Consider the following 23700-nt stretch of genomic DNA (forward strand, 5'->3'; position numbering starts at 1 on the left):
GGTTCCCTTCTATTATCGGTTGTTAATTGTATCAAAAAAAATAATAAATGTTTGCTTTAAAAATTAAAAATACCGCGTTTTTATTTATTTCTTTACTGATGTGGGCGCGGCTGGCGGAACGGCTTGGGCAGGTGCAGGAGCGGCGCCTGAGGCAGAGGCGGGAGCGTCCGATGGAATGACTCCAAGCCGTTTCATTTGTTCTTCCGCTTCTTTTTGAGCGCTGTATTCATACCTCATCTGATTGGCTTTTATATAGGTGTTCTTTAACGCGGATAATTCAGGTTTAATTCCTTTAATTTTACTGCGGTCTTCTTGCTGTACATTTCCCTTAAAAAAGTCATCCAGAGCGCCTAGTATCCTATGATAAGTTTGTACGTCATTAATATTTTTCTCAAGATAACCGATGATCTGTTCTTCGGTCATTGCGGAAAGTTTATTATACGCCGGTCCTCGGACAAAACTGCTTAAGATTCTGATTTTTTTGTCTATCTCGTCCATTAATTGATGAAAATTTACCTTTTCCTTAATAGGAGCGCCTTTGGTATTATCCATACATTCCACAGTATAGATAACTTCCTCAGGTTCGGCATTTGTAATTTGCCTGATTAACTCTTTTATCGCTTCAAAAAAAGTCTTTTTTCGGCTGTCCATTACCGCTTGGTTATCATTCAGTTTTTGGCAGATTTCAGTAAGCTGAGTTGACGCGCCGCCAATAATAATAATACCGTCAAGAAGGATGTTTTTAAAATTTACGGGAGCCTTTGCCGCTTTTTGTTTGGTTTCCGCAACCTTTAAGGTGTTTAATACCGTATCTCTAAGATCGGGGCCGCTGTCGGTATAATCTTCTTTGATGACTTCATCTACCAACTCCTTGTAAAAGGGCGATCCCGGCATCGCTGAATGCATTTTTTTCTTGATGTTTTCCAGAGTAGCTTCACTGGCAGACATATCTTTTGTTATATTCAGACGGACATTAAGTTTATAATTTTCTCTGTAGTAGATGTTAAGTTCCTTCAGGGTGTTCATTGCGGTGGCAGTTTTCTTGGAAAGCTTAGAAAGACTTTCAGCTATAATACTGAGGGTAAGAGAATCGACGCCAGCTTTTGCGTTGCTGGTCATTTCAGCGACCGATTTAGTCATTAAAGACTGGGAATCCGGCGAAAAACTTACCCAGTCTACATAACGGACAAGCCCTACAATCCGCTTTATGCGTTCAAGGTTAAGATAATCCACGCTTAATTGGTAGAAATTGACCAAGTAGTCAAGCTGATTGTCAAAATTCGAGAGTCTGATAGAAAGCTGTTCTATCCTCTTTGCTTCCTGAAAACTACTGGCATCCGGAACTTCAATCTCACTAATTTTAGTATCCTGTTTATAAGGATCTTCATCTATTATTTTCTTTTTTATATATATGTTATACAACGAAGCAAATGAGATTTGAAAAATCCTAAGTTCTTCCTTAAGTTTTACCATTTCAGACTTTTCCAGCCAGTCCTTTCTTGCTAAAAGAACCTGCTGTAGAGTGTCAATATAATTTGATTGTCCTGTTTCCGCCATTACTATTAATTATCGTATATTTAGCAAAAAAACTCAAATAGGGGAACCTCTAAAAACCTCGGTTAGGTTTTTAGAGGTTCCCTGAAGAAAATCGCTAAATCATTAAAATATAAAGAGTTATTGTAGTGCGATTTTCTTCTTAGGTTATGAAAACTTCTAAAAACTGAAGTTTTTAGAAGTTACTATTTTTTAAAAAGTTTATTTTTCGGTCAAGCGCCACGCATATCCACGCCATATATAGGTATGAAAAACTTTAATTTCAAATTGACAACTGTTTTCGTGCTGGCTCTTCAGCTTATCTGCTGCAAGGACCTGTCTCCTTCCAAATATGTCCTGAATTTGCCAAAACCGCCCGAGAAATGGGTTTCTCTGCTGGGAAAACCATGCTGGCGGCTTGAATGGTTTGCCCCAAATGGCGAAAAACAGGCGGCGGATTTCCAATCCACAGGTAATTTGGAAGTGGAACTGCCAGTAACATGGGCAAATCCGGTCATCGCATGGCCTTATTGGCCTGAACATAACCTGGGTCCAGGACTTTTTATGCCTGCAGGTGCAATAATTCCCTTTAATATCGAAAAAAACACCCTGCAGCTTAGCTGGGAAAGGGGGCCTGACGTTATTTTTTACATGGAACTTGCCCTTGCCTGCGCAAACGAGCAAAAACCTTCAAAAACACCTGCAAACTTTGACTGGCCTAGATTCAGAGAACTTTTTCATGATGAAACATTGAATAAAGATGTCCGCGAAGACCCCTGGCTTGTTAATTGGCGCCAAGTAGCAGAAAAAACCGTCAGCGCAAACTTTGACAAACGCCGCCTTGTCCCTGAAAAAACCGAATCCATGCATATACCGGTTCCTACCGGTTTATGGTACGGAACATCCCCATTTGCAAAACCGCTATTGTTTGAGAATGATGCCGATGTCGCTTTTAATGCGCGTCCCGGCATAAATTTATGGGTCAGCATGGACGGGATATTACGGGTAAACGGTAAAACATGGGTATTTTCCAAAATGAGGGATTAATTATTAGTATTGTAGAAAAAGCCTATCTTCCTGTAAAATAAACTATGAGGCGGGTGTTATTATCGCTGTTATTACTTTTTCTTACTTTCTCGCTTTTTGCGCAAAACCAGCCTATTTATGCCGGTCTTAGTATTGATGAACAGCTTTCCTTTGTCGGCATGATGATGGCGGATCTTCTGGATAGGTTTGGCCCGCCAAGATCGGTTATTTGCGAAAGGGGAAACGAGCCATGGCAAGACGACGTTGTTTTCCAATATAATGGCGCTGATTTTTATATTTACAGGGATCGGATTTGGCAGGTAAAATTGGCTTCGACGCTCGGTATTTCAAACGGCGACAAAAAAGCGGCAGTATTACTCACTTTGGGAAATAATGCGGTAGACAAGGAGGATCACGCGCTCCTTGCGATAAACGGAAAAAGTTGGCCTTTGATGATGAGGGTTAATTTTAATAATATGGGGCTGGTTACGGCAATTTACATTTACCGTCCCGATTTTTAGGGGGAATTTTTGGCTAAAAACTGCTTATGTCTTACAGGGAAGACCATCAAACAGGATGTGGATTTATTGAACAAATACCGTAAATACGCCGATTTGGCGGAGTTACGGGTTGATTGTCTGGATGCCGACGAGCGTTTATACATACGCCGTTTTCCGGAACTGGCGGGAGTGCCTGTTATTCTAACTGTCAGACGCGATGTTGACGGAGGATATTTTCCAAGCGGCGAAGGCGCAAGATTAAAACTGCTCGCAAACGGGCTTGCATACGCAAACGCGGACAGCAGGCTTAACTTTGCTTATGTTGACATCGAAGAAGACTTTAACGCTCCCAGCCTTGAAGAAGCGGCGCGTACATTCGGAACAAGAATTATCCGTTCTTGTCATGATTTAAAAAGAGCTATTGATGATATTCCCGCAAAAATTAAATCGATGAAACGCGCCGGAGACGAAATAGTAAAAGTAGCGGTTTCGGTAAAATCCACCCATGACGTGTTAAATGTTTTCCGGGCGTCCAATACCTTTATAAAACAGGACAAAATTCTTATCTGCATGGGGCATTACGGCATTTATTCAAGAATACTTGCCGAAAGATTCGGTTCATTTTTAACTTACTCAAGCGCGTTATCTGAAAATGTCATCCCCGGCGCTCCCGGGCAGATGGATGTCCGCGAACTTTCCGAGTTGTACCACTTTAAAAGAATAACAAAAGATACAAAAATATACGGAGTTATAGGCAACCCGTTAAAATCCAGCGTAAGCCCCTGGTTTTTTAACACTATTTTTAATCTTGAAAACGCCGACTGCGTGTATGCCCCGTTCCCTGTAACGGATATTAATGATTTTTTGGAGCTTGCAAATGAATTGAATATACAAGGACTTTCTATCACAGTGCCTTACAAAGAAACGGTTCTTCCTTATATTGATGAAAAATCGGAAATTGTGCAATCAATAGGCGCGTGCAATACCATGTACCGCAAGGGAGACGTATGGTATGGCGATAATACCGATTACGCGGGTTTTACAACGTCACTCCTGAATTTTTTAGGCAAAAAAGATTTAAAACGGCGGAAAATTACAATAATAGGCGCCGGAGGCGTGTCACGCGCCGTAGCGGCGGAAATATATAAAATGGGCGGCAAAGCCCTTATATTAAACCGAACTGTTCATAAAGCCGCAAATATCGCATCACGGTATAATTTCCGCTGGGGAGGACTGGATAATCAGGGAATAGAACTTATATCCAAATATAATGACATAATAATCCAAACTACCTCCGTCGGCATGGAAGGTTATGACGAATCAGATCCGCTGGAAGCTTACGAATTTTCTGGAAAAGAATCGGTAATGGATCTGATTTATACTCCCGCACAGACTCCTTTTTTAAAAAGAGCAGCGTCTGCGGGATGCAAAACGATTAACGGTTACGATATGGTAATACGTCAGGCTTGTTTGCAATACGCAAACTTTTTTGACAGAGAAATACCAAAAACACATTTATCACAAATAAATTCATTAGGGGCAAGCAGATGGGACAGGATAGCGTGGGGTTGATGAAAGAAGCGGCGGGTAAAGCCGCAGTAGACGAAATGGTAAAAAGCGGCATGAAACTCGGACTTGGAACGGGTTCCACCGCCATTCACGCCGTCCGCAGGGTAGGAGAGCTTTTGTCGCAGGGAGCGTTACGGGACATTTACGCGTTTGCCACAAGCTTTCAAACGGAAATTGAATGTGAAAAACTGCGGATTCCTTTTTTTACGCTAAATTCGCGCGAACTCTCCTCAGGACTGGATTTAACAATTGACGGCGCCGATGAAGTAGACCCGCAAAACCGCCTTATTAAAGGAGGGGGCGGCGCCCATTTAATTGAAAAAATAGCCGCGTATGCTTCGGCGCAATTCGCTATTACAGTGGACGAATCAAAATTGACGGAGCGCCTGGGTGGCGGTTTCCCCGTTCCCGTGGAAGTTGTTCCCGAGGCGAGAGTGCAGGCGGCAAAGGCTCTTGAAAAATTAGGCGCAAATGTTATTATTAGGGAAGCGGTGCGAAAAGCAGGGCCTGTAATCACAGAACACGGAAATCTGATTTTGGACATTCGCTTTAATTCTGTGATAGACCCGTCATTAATGGAAGCGGAAATAAATAACATTCCTGGCGTTGTAGAGAACGGTTTTTTCACCAGAAAGCAGCCTGTCGTATTTATTGCCTGTTCAAACGGAACAGTAGAAAAAAGAGGAAGATGATAACGCGCCCTTGCAGGTCTACGGCGCTTTAGAATCCCATCGCCTGCGTTCCTATCATAAGCAAGGAGTAAATTATGATCGATATAAAAGAACATTTAAAAGAAATATCCGGCAGCGATTATATTGATGCTGAACTGTTCGTAAAATACAGCGTAAAGCGCGGTTTGCGAAACGATGACGGAACAGGCGTGCTTGTAGGGCTTACAAGAGTCGGGGACGTACACGGTTACATTGTAGATGAGGGAGAAAAAGTCCCCATTCCCGGCAAACTCTACTATAGGGGAATTGACATTGAAGACATCGCCAGCGAAGCGGCAAAGCAGAACCGTTTTTGTTTTGAAGAAACAATTTATCTTCTTCTTTTTGGCAAATTGCCAAACCAAAAACAACTTGAAAATTTTAATAAATTGTTAGGTGAAACCCGCATACTGCCCAAAAACTTTGTCGAAGACGTAATAATGAAAGTCCCATCACGCGACATAATGAACAAGCTGGCTTTTTCGATACTTGCGCTGTATCCCTATGATAATGACCCGGAAAACCAGTCTCCTGAAAATATTCTGCGCCAATGCATAGAATTAATAGCGCGTTTTCCGGCAATTGCCGCATATTCCTATATGTCAAAAAAACACCATTTTGACCGCGAAAGTTTAATAATTCACCCTTCTGATCCGTCATTATCAAGCGCACAGACGTTTCTTTCGCTTATAAGGCCGGATAAAAAATACACCCCATATGAAGCGCAGTTATTGGATCTTGCCTTTGTGCTTCACGCGGAACACGGCGGCGGAAACAACTCTACATTTACCGTGCATGTTGTTTCGTCTTCCGAGACGGACACCTACTCCGCGATTGCCGCCAGTATCGGTTCGCTAAAAGGATTTAAACACGGCGGGGCAAACGCGAAGGTAATCGGCATGATGGATGACATCATGAAGAACGTAAAAAATTGGGAAAGCGAAAAAGAAGTGTCCGCCTACCTGGAAAATATTCTTAAAGGCCAGGCTTATGACGGATCAAAACTGATATACGGCCAGGGACACGCGGTTTACACAATAACAGACCCGCGCGCAAGTTTGTTACGCGATAAAGCAAGAACTCTGGCGGAAGAAAAAGGAATGATAAAAGAATTTAATCTTTATTGCCTGATAGAAAAACTTACTCCTATTGTTTTTAAAAAGGTAAAAGGCTCGGATAAGGACATTTGCACCAATGTGGATTTTTATTCAGGCTTTGTTTACAAAATGCTGGGCATCCCCCAGGACTTAAACACCCCTATTTTCGCTATAAGCCGCATAGCCGGCTGGTGCGCGCATCGCTTAGAAGAAATTATAGCCGGCGGCAGAATTATACGGCCTGCGTACAAGTGCGTCCAACCCCGTTTAAAGTATACTGATGTAAATAGTAGATAGGAAAGAAAATTGTTCTGGTACTTTATATAAAGAATTTACCACTAACAACACGAACAATTACACGATGTATGCCCAAGAATTTATTCAGTACAGGCGGGGATTTTATTGGGCATACATTCTGACCACTAAAACACATTAAAAAAAGCATCATCGAAAAAGTACTATTTATGTGTTTTAGTGGTCAGACGCTAATTAGCATTTCATACATGGAATTTTTCAATCCTTTTACGGAGACAGGCTAATTTTTTTTACTTGTAGTGTAATATTTTCGCATTTTAGCGATTGACCTTTTGACGGCAGGGCGAACAGCTTCCTCAATCGACTTGATAAAGGTTTCATCTACATCATCAAGATAATTTGTGACTGCTGCTGAAACATCGTCCCTTATGCTCTGTTCGGGTTTAAAGAGTTCGTAGATTTCAATTTTTAAGGCTTTGGCTATTTGAGATAAAGTTTGAGCAGAAACCCATTTTTTGTGGATTTCGTTCAATTCTGGAGAGTTCTCCAAAAAGAGTGGGAAATGTTTATCTTTTATCTTTTAATTCATTGTTTAAGGTTTCTTTTACGGCTTCTTTGACAACTTGTTTTATATCTACCATTACATGATTCATTTCATTAACGATTTTTTTATATAAACGCTCATTTGGCTCATTCGGGTCATTTTCGACAGTAAAAAGTTGGTATGGTTCAATGTCAAGGGTTATAGCAAGCCGTTCCAACATTTCGGGTTTTGGGAAAGATTTGCATGTCTCCACCATAGCTATATAATGTGAAGAAACATTTGCTTTTTCAGCAAGTTGCTCCTGTGTAACCCCCTTTTTTTGGCGGTTTTTCTTCAAATTATCAGCCAATACATCCTTAATTTTAATCATTTTTCCCAAAAACTTACCTTTTCAATAATAATAAATGATTTGTTCTTATTGACTAATTACTGAAATAGTAAGTATAATTTACCGATACAGTAAGTTTATGAGTTATCTTTCGTTTCTTTAGAGGTAATTTAGGAAATTATCAAAATTAGTTTTTAAGAGGAGTTTTTTATGAAGAACGTCTTCAAAATTTTCGGGATTATCGCAATGGTTGCGGTAATGGTTTCATTTACGGGTTGCGCGACCAATAGTTCTATTGGCGGTACTGCTGAAGTGCATGGGTGGCTTTCATCACTTATTTCATCATCCACAATAAATATATTAGCTCAAGAAGGCGGTGAGGAAGTTGCGAATTTTTGGGTTATTATAGGGACATTAGACATTGGGTATAAAAATTATGCCAATAAAGTAAAAGCCGCTGAAAACCGAGGCAAGAAAATTACCACAGTAGTTACTAATTATTTAGTTGTTGCAATTATAAAGGCGTATGCCCGCTAGGATACACTGAGTGCCGAACCTTTGGTTCACACCCAAAAGATTTGCCGACACTCGGCAAAAAAAGTTAGCGGAGACTATAATCCGCAAAGGAGTTTTGTATGAAGAACGTATTTAGGTTTTTGGGCGTTATCGCCCTCGTGGCGGTAATCGGGTTCTCAATCGTTGCTTGCGGTGACGGCGGTGGCGGTGGTGGAGATAACCCCGTCACCGGCGGCGGCACTGTGTATTTTGGAACAACCCTGACAATAACCAATGAACAGGTATATACAATGAATGATCAGGGCAATACCGTTACCTACACCCCATATACCGGGAATTTGACGCTTGAACCTGATACCTCCGATATCTCCGGAACCGCAACAATCACAAACGGAAAACTCAGTTTCAGCATTGGAACTCCGGATGAACTTTATGCATGGGATGTTTTTTTGCAGTCTTTTTTTTCTTTGTATAGTAACGTAACAACGACCGACGCAAGCGTAAAATCCAATATGCATAATGGTTTTTATGATGACCAGTATACATTGAATAAAGAAAAAACAACCAGAGTTAATAATACCAGTGGTATCTTAGAACATGTGTTTTATATATACGTGGACAAGGATGTTACGGTTAAAGGGACAGGGAAAACTACAAGTATCTACGGAATCAACATGACAACAACCAACGTTAGCCTTGCGCTGAGAACCGGCTGGAACGCGGTATACCAAAAAATGACAGCGACCTATTCCAGTAACTCTATTAGTGAAACCCAAACAATGTCCCTAGGCAATCCTTCCGGCATTAATTGGGTTTTAGAAGATGACGATGACGATCACACAGGAACTGGCACTGGAACTGGTACAGGCAACGGTACGGGAACTGGCACTGGAACTGGCAACATGACATGGACAGCCGTTACAAACAGCCCGTTCGGAACATCTTACATCAACGCCATCGCCTATGGCGGGCCTGCCGGACAGGAAAAGTTTGTCGCCGCAGGCTATGACGGCAAAATGGCGTATTCGTCTAACGGTATAACATGGCAAGCCGTAACGGACAGCAAATTCACATCCATTATCAAAGCCATCGCCTATGGAGGCGGCACGTTTGTCGCCGTAGGCTTCCTTGAAGATAAAGTGGCGTATTCGTCTAGCGGCATAAACTGGACATCAGTAGAGGACTTCAAACTTGGATACCTCAACGCCATCGCCTATGGCGGAACTACCGGACAGGAGCAGTTTGTCGCCGGAGGCTATAGCGGCAGAATGGTGCATTCGTCTGACGGCGTAACATGGGAATCCGTAACGGACAGCAAATTTGAAGACGAAACCATCGAAGCCATCGCCTATGGAGGAGGCAAGTTTGTCGCCGTAGGCGTTAAGGGCAAAATGGCGTACTCGGAAGACGGCATAAACTGGATGGCAGTGACGGACAACACCTTCGGTACAAACTACATCGAGTCAATCGCCTATGGCGGGCCTGCCGGACAGGAGAAGTTTGTCGCCGGAGACTGGGACGGCAAAATGGCGTATTCATCAAATGGCACAACATGGACAGCCGTAACGAACAGCACATTCCGCACAATAAACTCCATCAACGCCATCGCCTATGGAGGTGGCAAGTTTGTCGCCGGTACTGATGGAGGCGGCAAAATGGCGTATTCGTCTGACGGCATAACATGGACAGCAGTAGCGTACAACAAATTCGATGGTATCTTCGCCATCGCATACGGCAACGGCACGTTTGTCGCCGTGGGCGATGACGGCAAAATAGCGTATTCAACGGGCAACGGCACAGGAACCGGTACGGGAACAGGTACAGGCAGTGGCAACACTACTTACGCAGTAACCGTCAACGGCGGAAGCGGAAGCGGCAGTTATACGGCAGGCGCAACCGTAAGCATTAGCGCAACAGTGCAATCGGGGCAAACATTTACAAGCTGGACAGTCACTTCAGGCGGCGCAACATTGGCAAACGCAAACAGTGCAAGCACAACATTCACCATGCCCGCAAATGCGGTAACAGTTACGGCAAACTTTACTGGAGGCACAGGCGGAACGGGCGGCAACGAAAGTAATCCAATATTACTGACTCCAGACACATGGGTTGACGGCAGTATTACTTCAACCACTTCTGGCAGTACAGTCTGGTACTCGTTCAATGTAACAAGTGGAACTACATATTATGTCTGGTGGAATGACGGTGATCAAGGCAGTGGTAAATCATTGGATGTTAAGGTTAGCGCTTATTATAGCAACGGTTCATTTGTCTTATTAAACGACAGTTATTCTTCTAGCTTTTCAAACTTGGATAGAGCATGGGACACATCGCAAACTTTCACGGCAAGTTCATCCGGTACGGTAAAACTTAAAGTGGTTCCATATTCCAGTGGCAACACCGGTACCTTCGCCATTGCGTACAGCTCGAGCAATAACAGACCGGATATTACTTGGAATAGTAATACTCTATCCGCCGGCGTAACCGATACTTACCGGTTCTACGCAAATTCAGGGAATACCTATTGTATTCTGTGGCAAGATAAAGATAATTCCAGTTACACTGCTGATATTAAAGTCGGACTAAAAATAGAAGGTTCCTCATCGTATGTTGTTCCTGTAGAGGATAGACGCTCAACCAATAATTTCACATTTACTGTTTCAACATCAGGTTATTACATCATAGTAGTGCAAGGATATGGTGCTAATGATTATGGTACCTACAGAGTAGGTTACTATTAACGGTAACGCAGCGTAACTGTCACCACTTTTCTCTAGTGCCGTTATGCGACTTTTATACGCTATCAATGGTGTCTATTGCTAATTATTCATTGTTAATTGCTAATTCCTCTTTCTTCCTTTGTGTTCTTTGTATCTTTGTGATCTTGGTGTGAACTCTTTGCGAGTAATTTTTTTCAAGAGATGGTAAAGCGGCAAGAAATAATCTGATATTTATGCCACTGATTTTTCAAAATTTATTACAGAGACTTCAGTTCCCGCCGATGATGCAAATCGGTCAATCATATTCTCAAGTTGTGCGGCTACTGTTCCATTGTACCATGTATTACCGCATTCTGTACAAACATGAGCCGGAACATGGCGAATAACAACAACCCCCTGATCAATATCTTCAGTATAGGTAACGGTTGTTTCATCCATTTCCGCCTTGCAAATTCCGCATTTCATTATTTGCCTCCCTTCCGTTTTTTGCCCCCGTCTTCCCACTTTTCCTGTGATGGCCGGTAAGCGGTAATAATATACAAATGCCCTTCTCCGATACTGCAAACTATATGTATATTTTCCGCATTAATCAAACAACTTGGAAATGGATAGTCGGCAGGGTATTGTTCAATTATTTCCCCTTTTGCTATCGCATATTTGATATCATCAAGCCGTATATGACGCTGCCTCATCCTGGTTAATAGATGTTCGGTTAAAACAATGGCATCATCTTTACAACAAGCCCTGACATCTTCAATACGCAACATAATTAATTATATTGAGATTACTTTTTTATGTCTATAGATCAAAAAACATATCCTGAACAAGCGCAATGGTAGCAACTATCGAAATCCGTGTACCCTGCCCTGACTGTACTAAATAAATTCCTTGGGCATACATCGTGAGTTGTTAGTGGTTAAATTCAAATTTATCAGACAGTCCCAATTCCCTATTCATCCGCTTCTTGAATCTTGAATTCAGCGCGGGCTTTGACAACTTCGTCAGCAATGCGACCAGAGATCGGCGCATAATGGCTGAAATCCACGTTAAAAGAACCGGTTCCCGAAGTAATTGAGCGCAAATCTATCGAGTAACGCAAAAGTTCCGCCATGGGGACTTCCGCGCGTACTTCCGCGATGCCGCCAGCGGAATCCTGCCCAAGTATTTTGCCGCGTTTTCCTGAAAGGTCGCTCATTACGTCACCCAAATACTTTTCTTCGATAAAGACCGTCAAATTCATAATTGGCTCAAGCAGCGTGGGGTTTGCCTGCTTCATCGCCTCGCGGAAAGCGTTACGCGCAGCAAGTTTAAACGACAATTCGTTGGAGTCTACAGGGTGGTACTTGCCGTCTGTAAGTTTTACTTCCACGTCAACAACTGGATAACTAGCCATTGTACCGTGCGCCATTCCTTCTACAATGCCCTTCTCTACTCCGGGAATGTAGTTCTTGGGGATCGCTCCGCCGAAAATCGCGTTTACAAACTGATAATTTTCACCACGGGCGAGAGGAGCGATTTCCAGCACTACTTTTCCGTATTGGCCGTGGCCGCCCGTCTGCTTTTTGTGAGTGTACTCCGCGCCGGATTTCTTTGTGATTGTCTCGCGGTAAGCGATTTTTGGAACGCGGGTTTCAACTTCGATTTTCTGATTAGTTTTAATTTTATCAAGAATGATGTTAATCTGTAACTCGCCCATTCCTGAAATAACGGATTCCTTTGTTTCGCCGTTGTAGTGAAAACGGAAAGTTTTGTCTTCTTCCGCGGCGCGGACAAGGAACTCTCCAAGTTTGTCTTCGTCTTTTTTTGCAATTGCGTTTACGGCGACGGAATGAACAGGCTCAGGCAGGCGCAACGGGACAAAGGTTTTAGTGTCAGCCGTGGCCAATGTGTCGTTAGTTTTTAAAGTCGCCGCTTTTGTAATAATGCCGATATCGCCCGCAAATAATTCCCTTACTTCTTCAAGTTTCTTGCCCTGACAGGTATAAAGTTTGCCGATACGCTCTTTTTTATTTTCAGAAACATTGAGCGTTTCACTGTCCGCGGAAAGTTTTCCGGTAATAATTTTTATCCATGAAAGTTTGCCGGAGAACTGATCGTAATTTGTCCGTATGACAAACGCCGACATGGGCTTGTCAGGATCGATGGAGACGGGAGTCTCTTTGCCTTCCGCGTCAAGAACCGCGTCTTTTGCCGTACGCGGGTTTGGAGCGGCGTCCACGATAAAGTCGATTAACGGGATAATGCCTGAATTTTTTAACGGAGCGCCGGCAAAGGCGGGAACATATTTATTTTCCGCAAGCGCTTTTACAAGACCCGTTTTCATTTCTTCTATAGAGAGAGAACCGTTCTCGATATATTTTTCCATTAAGCTGTCATCGCCCTCGGCAGCCGCTTCGATCAATTTTTCGCGCGCCGCGGCAACGGCATCTTTTAAATCAGCGGGAACAGCCTCTTCTTTTTCCAAAGCGTCTCCCTGCATTGTGTACGCTTTTTCGTGCAGGACATCGACCACGCCCTTAAAACCGCCGCCGCTTCCGATTGGCAGAGTTATTACCACAGGCTCAACCTTGAATTTTTCTTTTATGTCAGCCAAAGTCCGGTTAAAATCGGCCTGATCGTTGTCCAACTTTGTAACAAAAACGCCTCTCGGTTTTCCCCTCCCGTCAAGATTTCGCCATAGTTTGACAGTCTCGATCTGAACGCCGGACTTGCCGTCTACCGTTAACAGCGCAAACTCTGCCGCGCGGAAACTTAAAATAACCGCGCCGGTAAAGTCGGACGAACCGGGCGTATCTAAAAAGTTGATTTTAGTCCCGTCTTTTTCGACATGGCCCAATGCAGCGTATATCGAGATTTTTCTTTCGATTTCCTCCGGGCTGTAATCGCTGGTAGTTTTACCGGATTCCAGCGTCTCCGCCTTTGCGATAACACCCCCGGCGAACAGCAAATGCTCAAAAAGGGTGGTTTTTCCGGTCTGTCCATGACCGGCAATAGCGATATTTTTGATTTTATCTGTTGAATGGCTCACAGGTAGCTCCTTTGGAAATAGATTATAATTATTATTGCCTGTTATAACCTTGATTGTCAAGAATAAAGCGGTAATAATAAAGCATGAAATCAATTACTAAAGAACTGTGGTTTTGCACTAAAAAACCGAAAGAATTCATCAATATTACAGGCGAAGTTGAAACACTTTTGCAGGAATCGGGTATTCAGGAAGGCCTATGCCTTGTAAACGCCATGCACATCACCGCCAGCGTCTTCATCAATGACGACGAGTCCGGCCTGCACCACGATTTTGACGTTTGGCTCGAAAAACTCGCCCCACACGAGCCTGTCTCCGGCTACCGCCACAACACAGGCGAAGTAAACGCCGATGCTCACTTAAAGCGCCAAATCATGGGGCGCGAAGCAGTAGTAGCCGTAACCGGCGGCAAATTGCACTTTGGCCCCTGGGAGCAGATTTTTTATGGAGAGTTTGATGGGCAGAGACGCAAGCGGGTACTGATAAAAATTATCGGGGAGTGATTCGCCAAAAACTCTCACAAAGATTAGGGAGTGGGGAGTAGGGAATGGGGAGTAGGGTTGTTGTTATTAATCTATGCTTGAGCTTCACTATAAGATAACGAACATAAACTCCTTATCCCTCTTTGTGATCTTTGTTCCTTAGTGATCTTAGTGTGAAGTCTTCTTGCGTATAATGTCTTGCCGTAAAAGCGGATTTTGGGTATAGTGAATTAATAGCCGGCGTGGCGGAATGGCAGACGCAGTAGACTCAAAATCTACCGTACGCGAGTATGTATGAGTTCAAGTCTCATCGCCGGTATATGGAAAACTATATCAATTGTATCGCGCATAAAACAAGCGAGGGCAATCTTCTTATCGGGGAAAATTATACCGCAATGATTGATTGCGGTATGGCTTTTTGCGCGGACACTACAATACAAAATGTTAAAAATGCACTGAAAGGCAGACCGTTGGATTATCTCTTTATTACACATACCCATTATGACCATATCGGCGCGACGCCTTTTTTTAGAAAAGAATGGCCGTTACTGCGTCTTGTTACTTCGCAGACAGGGGCAGCTGTCCTTTTAAAAGATACTCCTCGCAGAGTTATCCGCGAGCTTTCAATTGTGGCAGCCAATGAATATAATGTAAAAATTGACACATACAGCGATGACGCTTTTCACGCTGACGTTATTGTTAAAGAAGGGGATATTATTCCGCTTGGCGGAGTTTCAGTCAAAACGCTGGAAACGCCAGGACACACAAGGGACACGCTCAGTTTTTTTATTCCTGAACTTGAAATACTGATAGTTAGCGAGACAACTGGAGTTTTGTTACCCGACAATTCCATATATCCCCCATATCTGACAAGTTTTAATGATACGGTAAATTCGATAGAAAAATGCAGAAAAATGCCTTATAAATTTTTATCCCTGCCACATTACGGAATTGCCACCGAAAAAGACGCAAACGGTTTTTTTGACAGAGCGCTGGAAGCCGTCATCGGTTGCCGCGATTTTATTTTAAGCATGAATGAAAAAAAACTTGATCAGGAAGCTATGCTTGATATGTTCTATAAAAAATACGGAACCGAAACTCTTTTAGGCTACCAGCCGTTGGATGCCTTTATCGCAAACGCCCGCGCCACAATCGCCTGCACTCTGCGTGAATTTGCGCCTAACGGCAATAATATTGCCGCTCAGTAATGAGACTGCTTTCCAGAAAGCATGAGTAATATAAATATGAATAATTATTTTCGCATAGACGGCGATAAAATTAGGCTTGAGATAAAAGCAATACCCGGCGCTTCAAAAACTGAATTAGCGGGCGTTAAAGACGGACGGTTGCGGATACGGCTTGCCGCTGCGCCTGAGGATGGGAAGGCAAACGCTGAACTGCTAAGATTTTTGTCAAAGACAATTGATTGCCCTAAGAGGGATTTGCGGATTGTCAGCGGGGAGAAATCGCGGATGAAGGTGGTTGAGTTGTTGGGGAAGTGGGAGGAGAAGATTGCCAGTATGGGGCGGTAAGCCTAAAAACTGCAAGACTTGTGTCTAACTTTAGTCCGCGTGAAAACCAATCGGGTTTCCGAACAAATCTATTACCTTAAAGCCATTCAACCGCACCGCTATGAATGTCATAGTAGGCGCCGACAACTTTAACTCCCAAACGTTTGACTATTTCGTCCGCTTTAACTTGTTCAAGCATTCCCGCTACATGGCTATGGACAACCTTGTCTATGTCGCCGCCTTTTTTCACGGCGGGCATGATGTGATCTACAATATGTTTGATGTTTGGCGGAAGTTCCCCGCCTGAACAAGCCGCAGTTACCGCGCCGCATTTGCCGTGTCCGCAGACGACGACCAGTTTGCTTTTAAGATGTTCAACCGCGTACTCAATACTGCCAAGCGCGGTCTTGTCAGCGACATTACCGGCATTGCGGATAACAAAAATGTCTCCCAGTTTTTGATCAAAGAAAATTTCAGGCGCGGCCCGTGAATCGGCACAAGATAGAATAACTGCAAAAGGTTTTTGCCCGCTGTTCAAAACTTCCCTGTCGGCGCTATAGCTGGTTTTAGGGGTAAACGCCCCTTTCAAATAGCGCTCATTTCCTTCCTTGAGCATTTGCAACGCTACATTTGCATCCTCAATTAATTCTCCCGGTTGATGAATTTTCATAAAAACCTCCTTTAAATTATTCTTAAAATTATATTTAAAAATTTTATTTTTACGATACCTTAAAACGCGAAACTTCATGTATTAATTTGTCTATACTTTCGCGATTCCTGGCGCTTATTTCGTTGACATGGTGTACCGCCACATTTACCTGATCCGCACCGGATGCCATTTCATTCATGCCGCCGGTGATCTCCTGCGTTATCTTTTCAAGGTTGTGGCTCTCATTAATTACTTCTTTGCTGCCCACAAGCATTTCTTCACTGCCGCTCTTTACCTGTTGGGTTATCGCGTTCAAATTGCTGGTACCTTGCAGAAGCTGTTTGCTCCCCTCGCCCTGCTCCTCCATCGCCTTACTGATATTTTCTTCCTGTTCAGCCACCGTTTTAACCCCCGAGTCAATCGACTCGAATCTGTTTAGTACGGTTTCTGTGGATACGGTTATCTTATCCATCGAAGATTTTATCTTCTTTAAAACATTCCCGATTGTTTTGGACTGTGCGCTGGAACTTTCCGCCAGTTTGCGGATTTCATCGGCAACTACGGCAAAGCCTTTGCCGGCATCTCCGGCATGCGCCGCTTCAATTGCCGCGTTCATCGAAAGCAGATTTGTCTGGCTTGCGATGTTTTCCATTACCGAGTTAATCTCCATAAGCCCTTCGGATTCTTTGGCAATTTCCTGAATATCCGCAGCCACTTCCTGCAATCCGTTTCTGCCTACTTCGGAGGCTTCTTTAAGAATTTTTACATTGTCTATGTTTTTGGTTAGAGTCTGATTTACCGAATTGATGTTGTTTACCATTGCCTGAATAAAGGCGGATCGTTTTGTTATTGTCTCAGCCTGATTTTCAACTTGGCCGTTGAGTTTGTTGATGTTTGTGATAACCTGCTCCATAGTCGCGTTTGTCTCGGTTACGCTGGCGGACTGGTTGATCACACGCCCTTTGATGCTCTGAATGTTGGCAGTGATCTGGTTTATCGCCGCCGCTGTTTCAGTCATGTTGCTGGCGAGATCATTGCCAATGTTGTTCAGTCCTGCCGCTTCATTCTTGATGAGAATAATCATGTTTTTAATTTTTTCAATGGTTTTGTTGAAGTACAGGGCAAGGTCGCCAATTTCATCTTTAGAACTGACGGCGATGCTTCGCGTTAAATCGCCTTCGCCTTCGGAAATGTCCTTGAGAGTGTTGGCTACATTGACGATTGGTTTTATAGTGCTGTTCAAAACAAAGTACACAATTAAAGCCGCCAATAGAACGGCTATCACCGTCAAAATAATTGTAAATTGGGTAATTGTGTTGACTTCCTTTAATATTATAATTTCAGCGGCTCCTACCAATACTCCCCAGCTCATATCTGAATCACTGATTTTACAAGGCAGCATCTTAAAGTATATAAATGTTTTTAAGGTTGGATCATAAGCGGAACCGGAAAACATCTTTCCTTCATTTATTGACTTTAAAAGCGCCGACTGGTTAGCGCCGACTTCAACATCGACATCCATCGTATTTTTGCCTATACGCTCGGGAATAAAATGCGCCATAACTGTCCCATCGCCCGAATATATAACCATCAAAGCGATTTCTTCATGAGTTTTTATTGTATCTACAAGGAATGGCTGTAATGGATCCACTGACAACATACAGAATACGGTACCGACCACTTCATTGTTACGGTGATTAACAATGGGAACTCCCATTCTGATCGCAAAAGTTGCTTTTCCGTTTACCGTAAAAGGAACGGGATTATCCACGCGTTCTTTACTCGCATTGGGGCCTGAAATATAGGCTATGGTTTCTTGGATTTTAGCATCGGACGCAACTACTATCTGATTGGCGTTCCTGCCCCATATCATTGCGTACTGCCCTGTGGCGGTCGAGCCGGGACGGCCTGTGAAACGGCTGTCCATGCCGTCAATGGCGTTTGCTTTCCAGACAGAGCCCAACTGCACAAAATTTGGTTCCGCAAGCAAGGTAGAGCGCAGCATATCGTCATACCGATCCCGCCGATCTTCCGCTCGTACAGTATCAAAATCACCCATGATATTCGCCAATGTTTTCAACGCGCGAATATAGCCGTCTTCCCTGCCTTTAAGGTATGTGGCCTGATCTTTCGCGATATATTCAAGCTCCTTAAGGCTCAAGGAAAGGGTACTTGCGGAAGCCTGCTTTAATAGTATTATAGCAATGCTGCCGGCAACAACAACAACAATTGCGATAACCATCAGGCTCAATCTGAATTTAAGTTTCATTTTTTTCTCCTAATTTAAGTCGCATAAGCGACACGCTATTTTCCTTTACCATTTAGAGCTGTTTTTAAATGCATTATAGGAATTATATCACTTTAAAGTTAAATTTACAATATTTGATTTATTTAAGATATTTCACAAAAAAGTTAAAATTTAAGAAAAAATCGAATTTCCTTGCCTTACACGGTAATTTTTATGATATTAAAAGTAAGAGCTCTTACCAAAATAAAAAATCTCAAAAAACCGAAGTTTAAAGGTTAATTTAAATATTTTGCATAAAAAATGAAAATTGTCCCGCGTTGCGGAACGATGAGACTATTTTACCCAAACTTCAATATTAGTAAAGCTATCCGGCTAAATCGGATAATGTGCCGCTCACGCGGCTTAAAAAGGAGAAATCGTCTCCGCGTTGCGGAGCCGTTTGATTAAAAGCTATCCGAAGGATAGCACGCCGCTCTCGCGGCTAAAAAAAGGAGAAAGAAAATGAAAATCAAATTTAAACTGAGTATTTTAATTATCGCCATTGTGGTGGTCATTGTAACGGGAGTTGCCATACTCCTTTTACGGCAGGCGTCCGACATTGCTTTGAATTTGTCTAAACATAAAACCATGTATATGGCGCGTGAGTACGCCAAGGAATGGGACGGTAAAATAGACGGCTATATAAAAGTGTTACAAACATTATCAAATGTAATGAACTTTTATGAAAATCTTGCGCCTGACGCGCGACGTAAGGAATATGAAAATACGATGATGTCTGTTTTTAAAGACATGCCGGATTTTATCCGAATATTCACCGTCTGGAAGCCGGACGCTATTGACGGCATGGACGCGCGTAATATAGGCAGAGTTGGTTCAACCGAAACGGGACAATTCGCTTTTGCGCTGACAAGGGAAACCGGAGATATAAAAGCTATTACCTGCCTTGTTGTTCCGCAGGCAATGGCGCATCTTTCAGGAGCCAATAGTAAATTAGTTGATATGTCCGACCCCGCCATCATTAAGATGCAGGGAAAAGATACATGGTGTATAAGAATCATGGTTCCCATAGTTAATAAGCGTCTTAATGAATCAGTCGGAGTCATCGGCTGTCAGTTTGATATTGATCTGATACAACCCCAGGTAGAGCAGGCTATCAAAGATTTTGAAGAAGTTGCCAGTATGGCGATTTACACCAACACCGGGTTTGTTTTGGCAAATTACCTGCCGCAGATGATAGGAGGGCAGTTGGTTGAGGTGGAAACGCAATACGGCAATCAATTAAACCAAGTAGCCGCAGCTATTAAAAACGCGGAAGAATACGAAGTTTCCAGTTACGACCCCGAAATGAAAACAACCATGTATATGAGCATAGCTCCTATTCCTCTTGCGTCTTCTCAGACAACATGGTCGGTAATGATCGGCTCAACTGAAGATTACATCTTGAAAGATGTCAACACGATGAGAAATTTTGTCATTATTTTGGCGTCGATAGCCCTTTTAATAGCGACAGCGCTTATATATTTTGTTTTAAGCAGAACTACAAAACCAATCGTTAAGGTATCGGAGACTCTTAAAGATATTTCCGAAGGCGAAGGCGATTTAACGCGGGTTATAACCGTCAATTCCAAAGACGAGATAGGCGAACTTGCCCTGCACTTTAACAAAACGCTGGAAAAAATTAAAAATATGATCATTCATATCAAGAATGAGGCAAGCGGTTTGACAGAGATAGGCAATGACCTTGCCAGCAACATGACCGAGACTGCTTCGGCGATTAATCAAATTAACGCCAATATCCAGAGTATCAAGGGCCGCGTTATTGACCAGTCTGCCAGCGTTACCCAAACCACCGCCACAATGGAACAGGTTATCACCAATATCAACAAACTTAACGGCAATGTGGAAGACCAGAGCAGTAATATTAGCCAGGCGTCATCCGCCATTGAACAGATGGTAGCCAATGTTAATTCGGTAACTGAAACGCTGGTTAAGAACGCTGATAATGTAAATATGTTAAAAGAAGCCTCCGAAATAGGCAGAAACGGATTGCAGGAAGTGGCGGCTGATATTCAGGAAGTCGCTCACGAATCTGAAGGCTTACTTAAAATTAACGCGGTAATAAAAAACATCGCCAGCCAGACCAATCTGCTTTCGATGAACGCGGCGATAGAAGCGGCTCATGCGGGAGAAGCGGGCAGAGGTTTTGCCGTAGTCGCCGATGAAATCCGCAAATTAGCTGAAAGCTCCAGCGAGCAGTCAAAAACAATCAGCAGTGTTTTGAAAAAAATTATAGAATCAATCAACAAAATTACAAACTCCACAGGAAATGTGCTTAACAAGTTTCAATCTATTGATTCAAGCGTTAGGACAGTAGTGGAACAAGAGGATAATATCCGCAACGCTATGGAAGAGCAGGGCGAGGGGAGCAGGCAGATACTTGACGGCGTAAGCAATGTAAACGAAATTACCCGGCAGGTAAAGGGCGGCAGCCAGGAAATGCTTGAAGGCAGTAAGGAAGTAATGAATGAAAGCCACAATCTTGAAGTAGTAACGCAGGAAATAACCGGCGGCATGAACGAGATGGCATCAGGCGCGGATCAGGTAAATGTGGCAGTACACCATGTCAACGAGATATGCATTAAAAACCGCGAAGGCATTGAGGCTTTAATGAGGGAAGTATCGCGCTTTAAGGTGGCGTAACTAACCGGGAATATTATATAGGGGGTGATTATGAAAAATATATTAGCGAAATTTTTACCGAAACGCCCCCTATATATACAATTGCTGTTTACCGTCTTTGCCTTTTTTGTAATGGTTATTTTAAGCTGCATCTTTACCGGCAGAATCGTGCGCGCTAATCTTGTACGCAATGCTGTCAGCGTACTTGACTTTGTGGAAGCACAAATCAACTCTGATCTGCGGGAATCACGCACAATACTGGACGACTTTGCTCAATCCGTACAAAACTTAGCGCGGCACGGCTATAATGCAGAAAAATTGATTGCTTATAACGAGGATATATCAAACCATTTAATCTCAAAAAACAATGACACTTTCAGCACTAACGGACCTTTCGGTTATATAGAAAAATCTCCGGAAGGCCCATTCTTTTTTAACGGCATTGGCTGGAAGGCTCCGGATAGTTGGTATCCGCCTGAACGTCCCTGGTACAAAGCCGCCATGGAAGCCGGCGGCAGTATCGCGGAAACAGAACCGTATAAGGATACGGTTACGGGTGAACTTGTTTTTTCATACTCCCGTTGTCTTTTTGACGACGACGGTGACTGTATAGGCGTAGTCGCTATTGATATACGGGCAGGCTATATCGGGGAAAAAGTCGCCAATACCGCTTTTACAAAAGACAATAGTTACGGGGTATTGGTAAGTAATGATTTAACAATAATCGGCCATATTAACCCGGATTTTGTCGGAGTAAAAATGGACGATCCGATGATTTCCTCCGCGCATTTGGTTATTGATTTATTAAGCACGGGAAAAGTTTCAGAAGTCGTATATAATAACTGGAAGAACGAAATGATAATCGCTTTTTTCCGCACTCTTTCCAATGGATGGCGTTTAGGCCTTTTGGAGCCAAAAAATGTATATTATCAAAACGTATATAATATGGCACTGACCCTTAGCGTATTGGGCATATCACTTGCGGCAGTGTTAATATTAATATTAATTCACGTTGACGCGGCAAAAAACAAATCTGATAAAAAATGCAGGCATAAGAGCGCGTTCCTTGCCAACATGAGCCACGAAATACGCACGCCGATGAACGCGATAATCGGCATGACCACGATAGGGAAGTCTGCTACTGACTCCGTTCGCAAAGATTATTGTCTTTCTAAAATAGAAGACGCGTCAAACCATCTGCTTGGCGTTATTAACGATATTTTGGATATGTCAAAAATCGAAGCTAATAAATTTGAACTCTCTGAAACTGAATTTGATCTTGAAAAAACGCTCAGGCGCATACTGAATGTCATAAATTTCCGTATAGACGAAAAACATCAAAAATTTACCGTGTATTTCGACAGTTCCATTCCCCGCGCGCTCATTGGAGATGACCAGCGGATAGCGCAGGTAATTACCAACCTGCTTGGGAACGCGATTAAATTCACGCCGGAAAATGGTTCCATTGCCCTTGACGTGCGCCTTGCTGGAAAAGAAAACGGCATTTGTACCCTGCAAGTTTCGGTAAGCGACAGCGGAATCGGCATAAGCCCCGAACAACAGGTAAAACTTTTCAATTCCTTTGAACAGGCCGAATCAAGCACAACGCGCAAATACGGAGGTACGGGGCTTGGTCTTGCCATTTCCAAAAGCATAGTGGAAATGATGGGCGGATCAATATGGATAGAATCAGAACCGGAAAAAGGTTCTACTTTTACCTTTACCATTCAGTTGAAACGCAGTGCGAATTTACATTTCAACGCGGATAAACAACAGGCGGAAAAATTAAAGGCCGCTGACATTGCGGATATATTTGCCGGACGGCGCATGCTGCTGGTTGAAGATGTGGAAATTAACCGCGAAATTGTCCAAACCTTGCTTGAGCCGACAAAGTTGGAGATAGATTGCGCTGAAAACGGCATAGAAGCAGTCCGCATGTTCGCAGAAACCCAGCATAAGTATGATATAATTTTCATGGATATACAGATGCCGGAAATGGACGGCTATGAAACGACACGGCGTATCCGCGCCATTGAGGCTGAACAACGCAAAGTCTGCGCAGGTTTTTCTAAAGACAGAAATAAAATACACCTATCGGAATTGTTAAGGGGAGTTCCGATAGTTGCCATGACTGCAAATGTTTTTAAAGAGGACATTGAAAAATGTCTTGACGCCGGAATGGACAGCCACATTGGCAAACCGTTGAATTTCGATGAAGTTATAAACAGGCTTAATTTATATTTAGGAGCAGTGAAAAAGAACTGTAAAAACATAGATACAAAGTATGCGGTGGCTTAAAGCTTAAAGA

The 23700-nt window shown here is 43.1% G+C and carries 20 protein-coding genes and 1 tRNA gene; 13 read left to right on the top strand and 8 right to left on the bottom strand.

Annotation, left to right across the window (positions count from 1 at the left end; genetic code table 11):
* Positions 1-84 precede the first annotated feature (84 nt).
* The gene (locus tag ACYVRH_RS07405) at positions 85-1557 is read right to left on the bottom strand and encodes a hypothetical protein (RefSeq protein WP_461256292.1); all 1473 of its coding nucleotides are present in this window, start codon (positions 1555-1557) and stop codon (positions 85-87) included.
* Positions 1558-1800: 243 nt separating this feature from the next.
* Between ACYVRH_RS07405 and ACYVRH_RS07410 the strand changes: the two genes are divergently transcribed.
* The 5 genes from ACYVRH_RS07410 (at position 1801) to ACYVRH_RS07430 (ending at position 6732) form a co-directional block, all read left to right on the top strand.
* Positions 1801-2580, top strand: coding sequence for a hypothetical protein (locus ACYVRH_RS07410; RefSeq protein ID WP_461256293.1), 780 nt, complete (start codon positions 1801-1803; stop codon positions 2578-2580).
* Positions 2581-2624: 44 nt separating this feature from the next.
* Positions 2625-3080 carry a hypothetical protein gene (locus ACYVRH_RS07415; RefSeq protein WP_461256294.1) on the top strand — a complete coding sequence of 152 codons (456 nt, stop codon included), beginning with the start codon at positions 2625-2627 and terminating at the stop codon, positions 3078-3080.
* 9 nt (positions 3081-3089) lie between these two features.
* Positions 3090-4631 (top strand): shikimate dehydrogenase, encoded by a 1542-nt coding sequence (aroE, locus tag ACYVRH_RS07420; RefSeq protein WP_461256295.1) that lies wholly within the window; start codon positions 3090-3092, stop codon positions 4629-4631.
* Complete coding sequence (rpiA, locus tag ACYVRH_RS07425; protein ID WP_461256296.1) at positions 4607-5320, top strand: ribose-5-phosphate isomerase RpiA; 714 nt, start codon at positions 4607-4609, stop codon at positions 5318-5320. Before aroE ends, rpiA begins: the two co-directional genes overlap by 25 nt.
* Positions 5321-5394: 74 nt before the next feature.
* The gene (locus ACYVRH_RS07430; RefSeq protein ID WP_461256297.1) at positions 5395-6732 is read left to right on the top strand and encodes a citrate/2-methylcitrate synthase; all 1338 of its coding nucleotides are present in this window, start codon (positions 5395-5397) and stop codon (positions 6730-6732) included.
* A gap of 238 nt (positions 6733-6970) precedes the next feature.
* Here the strand turns inward: ACYVRH_RS07430 and ACYVRH_RS07435 are convergent, their stop codons facing one another.
* Together ACYVRH_RS07435 and ACYVRH_RS07440 are read right to left on the bottom strand one after the other, a co-directional pair.
* Positions 6971-7222, bottom strand: coding sequence for a hypothetical protein (locus tag ACYVRH_RS07435; RefSeq protein WP_461256298.1), 252 nt, complete (start codon positions 7220-7222; stop codon positions 6971-6973).
* A 34-nt stretch (positions 7223-7256) separates the two neighbouring features.
* Complete coding sequence (locus ACYVRH_RS07440) at positions 7257-7604, bottom strand: helix-turn-helix domain-containing protein (protein ID WP_461256327.1); 348 nt, start codon at positions 7602-7604, stop codon at positions 7257-7259.
* A 168-nt stretch (positions 7605-7772) separates the two neighbouring features.
* Here ACYVRH_RS07440 and ACYVRH_RS07445 point away from each other — a divergent pair, with 168 nt between their 5' ends.
* Together ACYVRH_RS07445 and ACYVRH_RS07450 are read left to right on the top strand one after the other, a co-directional pair.
* Complete coding sequence (locus tag ACYVRH_RS07445; protein WP_461256299.1) at positions 7773-8099, top strand: hypothetical protein; 327 nt, start codon at positions 7773-7775, stop codon at positions 8097-8099.
* Between the two features lie 98 nt (positions 8100-8197).
* Positions 8198-10819, top strand: coding sequence for an InlB B-repeat-containing protein (locus ACYVRH_RS07450; protein WP_461256300.1), 2622 nt, complete (start codon positions 8198-8200; stop codon positions 10817-10819).
* 210 nt (positions 10820-11029) lie between these two features.
* Here the strand turns inward: ACYVRH_RS07450 and ACYVRH_RS07455 are convergent, their stop codons facing one another.
* The 3 genes from ACYVRH_RS07455 to fusA form a co-directional block, all read right to left on the bottom strand.
* Positions 11030-11263 carry a type II toxin-antitoxin system MqsA family antitoxin gene (locus tag ACYVRH_RS07455; protein WP_461251406.1) on the bottom strand — a complete coding sequence of 78 codons (234 nt, stop codon included), beginning with the start codon at positions 11261-11263 and terminating at the stop codon, positions 11030-11032.
* Positions 11263-11565, bottom strand: coding sequence for a DUF4258 domain-containing protein (locus tag ACYVRH_RS07460; RefSeq protein ID WP_461256301.1), 303 nt, complete (start codon positions 11563-11565; stop codon positions 11263-11265). The genes ACYVRH_RS07455 and ACYVRH_RS07460 overlap by 1 nt, the downstream gene beginning before the upstream one ends.
* Positions 11566-11747: 182 nt before the next feature.
* Positions 11748-13826, bottom strand: a complete 2079-nt coding sequence (fusA, locus tag ACYVRH_RS07465) for an elongation factor G (RefSeq protein WP_461256302.1) — start codon at positions 13824-13826, stop codon at positions 11748-11750.
* A gap of 83 nt (positions 13827-13909) precedes the next feature.
* Between fusA and ACYVRH_RS07470 the strand changes: the two genes are divergently transcribed.
* The 4 genes from ACYVRH_RS07470 (at position 13910) to ACYVRH_RS07485 (ending at position 15837) form a co-directional block, all read left to right on the top strand.
* The gene (locus ACYVRH_RS07470; protein WP_461256303.1) at positions 13910-14326 is read left to right on the top strand and encodes a secondary thiamine-phosphate synthase enzyme YjbQ; all 417 of its coding nucleotides are present in this window, start codon (positions 13910-13912) and stop codon (positions 14324-14326) included.
* 215 nt (positions 14327-14541) lie between these two features.
* Positions 14542-14624 (top strand) — tRNA-Leu (locus tag ACYVRH_RS07475).
* A 1-nt stretch (position 14625) separates the two neighbouring features.
* Positions 14626-15513: an MBL fold metallo-hydrolase gene (locus ACYVRH_RS07480; RefSeq protein WP_461256304.1), complete on the top strand. Its 888-nt coding sequence runs from the start codon at positions 14626-14628 to the stop codon at positions 15511-15513.
* 36 nt (positions 15514-15549) lie between these two features.
* Positions 15550-15837 (top strand): DUF167 domain-containing protein, encoded by a 288-nt coding sequence (locus tag ACYVRH_RS07485; protein ID WP_461256305.1) that lies wholly within the window; start codon positions 15550-15552, stop codon positions 15835-15837.
* A gap of 76 nt (positions 15838-15913) precedes the next feature.
* Here the strand turns inward: ACYVRH_RS07485 and ACYVRH_RS07490 are convergent, their stop codons facing one another.
* Together ACYVRH_RS07490 and ACYVRH_RS07495 are read right to left on the bottom strand one after the other, a co-directional pair.
* Positions 15914-16486: a carbonic anhydrase gene (locus ACYVRH_RS07490; RefSeq protein ID WP_461256306.1), complete on the bottom strand. Its 573-nt coding sequence runs from the start codon at positions 16484-16486 to the stop codon at positions 15914-15916.
* Between the two features lie 49 nt (positions 16487-16535).
* Positions 16536-18734 (bottom strand): methyl-accepting chemotaxis protein, encoded by a 2199-nt coding sequence (locus tag ACYVRH_RS07495; protein WP_461256307.1) that lies wholly within the window; start codon positions 18732-18734, stop codon positions 16536-16538.
* Between the two features lie 480 nt (positions 18735-19214).
* Between ACYVRH_RS07495 and ACYVRH_RS07500 the strand changes: the two genes are divergently transcribed.
* Both ACYVRH_RS07500 and ACYVRH_RS07505 read left to right on the top strand, forming a co-directional pair.
* The gene (locus tag ACYVRH_RS07500; RefSeq protein ID WP_461256308.1) at positions 19215-21413 is read left to right on the top strand and encodes a methyl-accepting chemotaxis protein; all 2199 of its coding nucleotides are present in this window, start codon (positions 19215-19217) and stop codon (positions 21411-21413) included.
* A gap of 30 nt (positions 21414-21443) precedes the next feature.
* On the top strand, positions 21444-23690 hold the full coding sequence (locus ACYVRH_RS07505) for an ATP-binding protein (RefSeq protein ID WP_461256309.1): 2247 nt from the start codon (positions 21444-21446) through the stop codon (positions 23688-23690).
* Positions 23691-23700 lie beyond the last annotated feature (10 nt).

The sequence above is a fragment of the Treponema sp. R80B11-R83G3 genome, from assembly GCF_054786115.1.

Bases quoted from the DNA above. Each gene is read 5' to 3' on its own strand.
- ACYVRH_RS07415 (WP_461256294.1), top strand. From the start codon at position 2,625: ATGAGGCGGGTGTTATTATCGCTGTTATTACTTTTTCTTACTTTCTCG.
- ACYVRH_RS07480 (WP_461256304.1), top strand. From the start codon at position 14,626: ATGGAAAACTATATCAATTGTATCGCGCATAAAACAAGCGAGGGCAAT.
- ACYVRH_RS07430 (WP_461256297.1), top strand. From the start codon at position 5,395: ATGATCGATATAAAAGAACATTTAAAAGAAATATCCGGCAGCGATTAT.
- ACYVRH_RS07485 (WP_461256305.1), top strand. From the start codon at position 15,550: ATGAATAATTATTTTCGCATAGACGGCGATAAAATTAGGCTTGAGATA.
- rpiA (WP_461256296.1), top strand. From the start codon at position 4,607: ATGGGACAGGATAGCGTGGGGTTGATGAAAGAAGCGGCGGGTAAAGCC.
- ACYVRH_RS07410 (WP_461256293.1), top strand. From the start codon at position 1,801: ATGAAAAACTTTAATTTCAAATTGACAACTGTTTTCGTGCTGGCTCTT.
- ACYVRH_RS07445 (WP_461256299.1), top strand. From the start codon at position 7,773: ATGAAGAACGTCTTCAAAATTTTCGGGATTATCGCAATGGTTGCGGTA.
- ACYVRH_RS07460 (WP_461256301.1), bottom strand. From the start codon at position 11,565: ATGTTGCGTATTGAAGATGTCAGGGCTTGTTGTAAAGATGATGCCATT.
- ACYVRH_RS07455 (WP_461251406.1), bottom strand. From the start codon at position 11,263: ATGAAATGCGGAATTTGCAAGGCGGAAATGGATGAAACAACCGTTACC.
- ACYVRH_RS07405 (WP_461256292.1), bottom strand. From the start codon at position 1,557: ATGGCGGAAACAGGACAATCAAATTATATTGACACTCTACAGCAGGTT.
- ACYVRH_RS07500 (WP_461256308.1), top strand. From the start codon at position 19,215: ATGAAAATCAAATTTAAACTGAGTATTTTAATTATCGCCATTGTGGTG.
- ACYVRH_RS07450 (WP_461256300.1), top strand. From the start codon at position 8,198: ATGAAGAACGTATTTAGGTTTTTGGGCGTTATCGCCCTCGTGGCGGTA.
- ACYVRH_RS07490 (WP_461256306.1), bottom strand. From the start codon at position 16,486: ATGAAAATTCATCAACCGGGAGAATTAATTGAGGATGCAAATGTAGCG.
- ACYVRH_RS07440 (WP_461256327.1), bottom strand. From the start codon at position 7,604: ATGATTAAAATTAAGGATGTATTGGCTGATAATTTGAAGAAAAACCGC.
- ACYVRH_RS07505 (WP_461256309.1), top strand. From the start codon at position 21,444: ATGAAAAATATATTAGCGAAATTTTTACCGAAACGCCCCCTATATATA.
- ACYVRH_RS07470 (WP_461256303.1), top strand. From the start codon at position 13,910: ATGAAATCAATTACTAAAGAACTGTGGTTTTGCACTAAAAAACCGAAA.
- ACYVRH_RS07495 (WP_461256307.1), bottom strand. From the start codon at position 18,734: ATGAAACTTAAATTCAGATTGAGCCTGATGGTTATCGCAATTGTTGTT.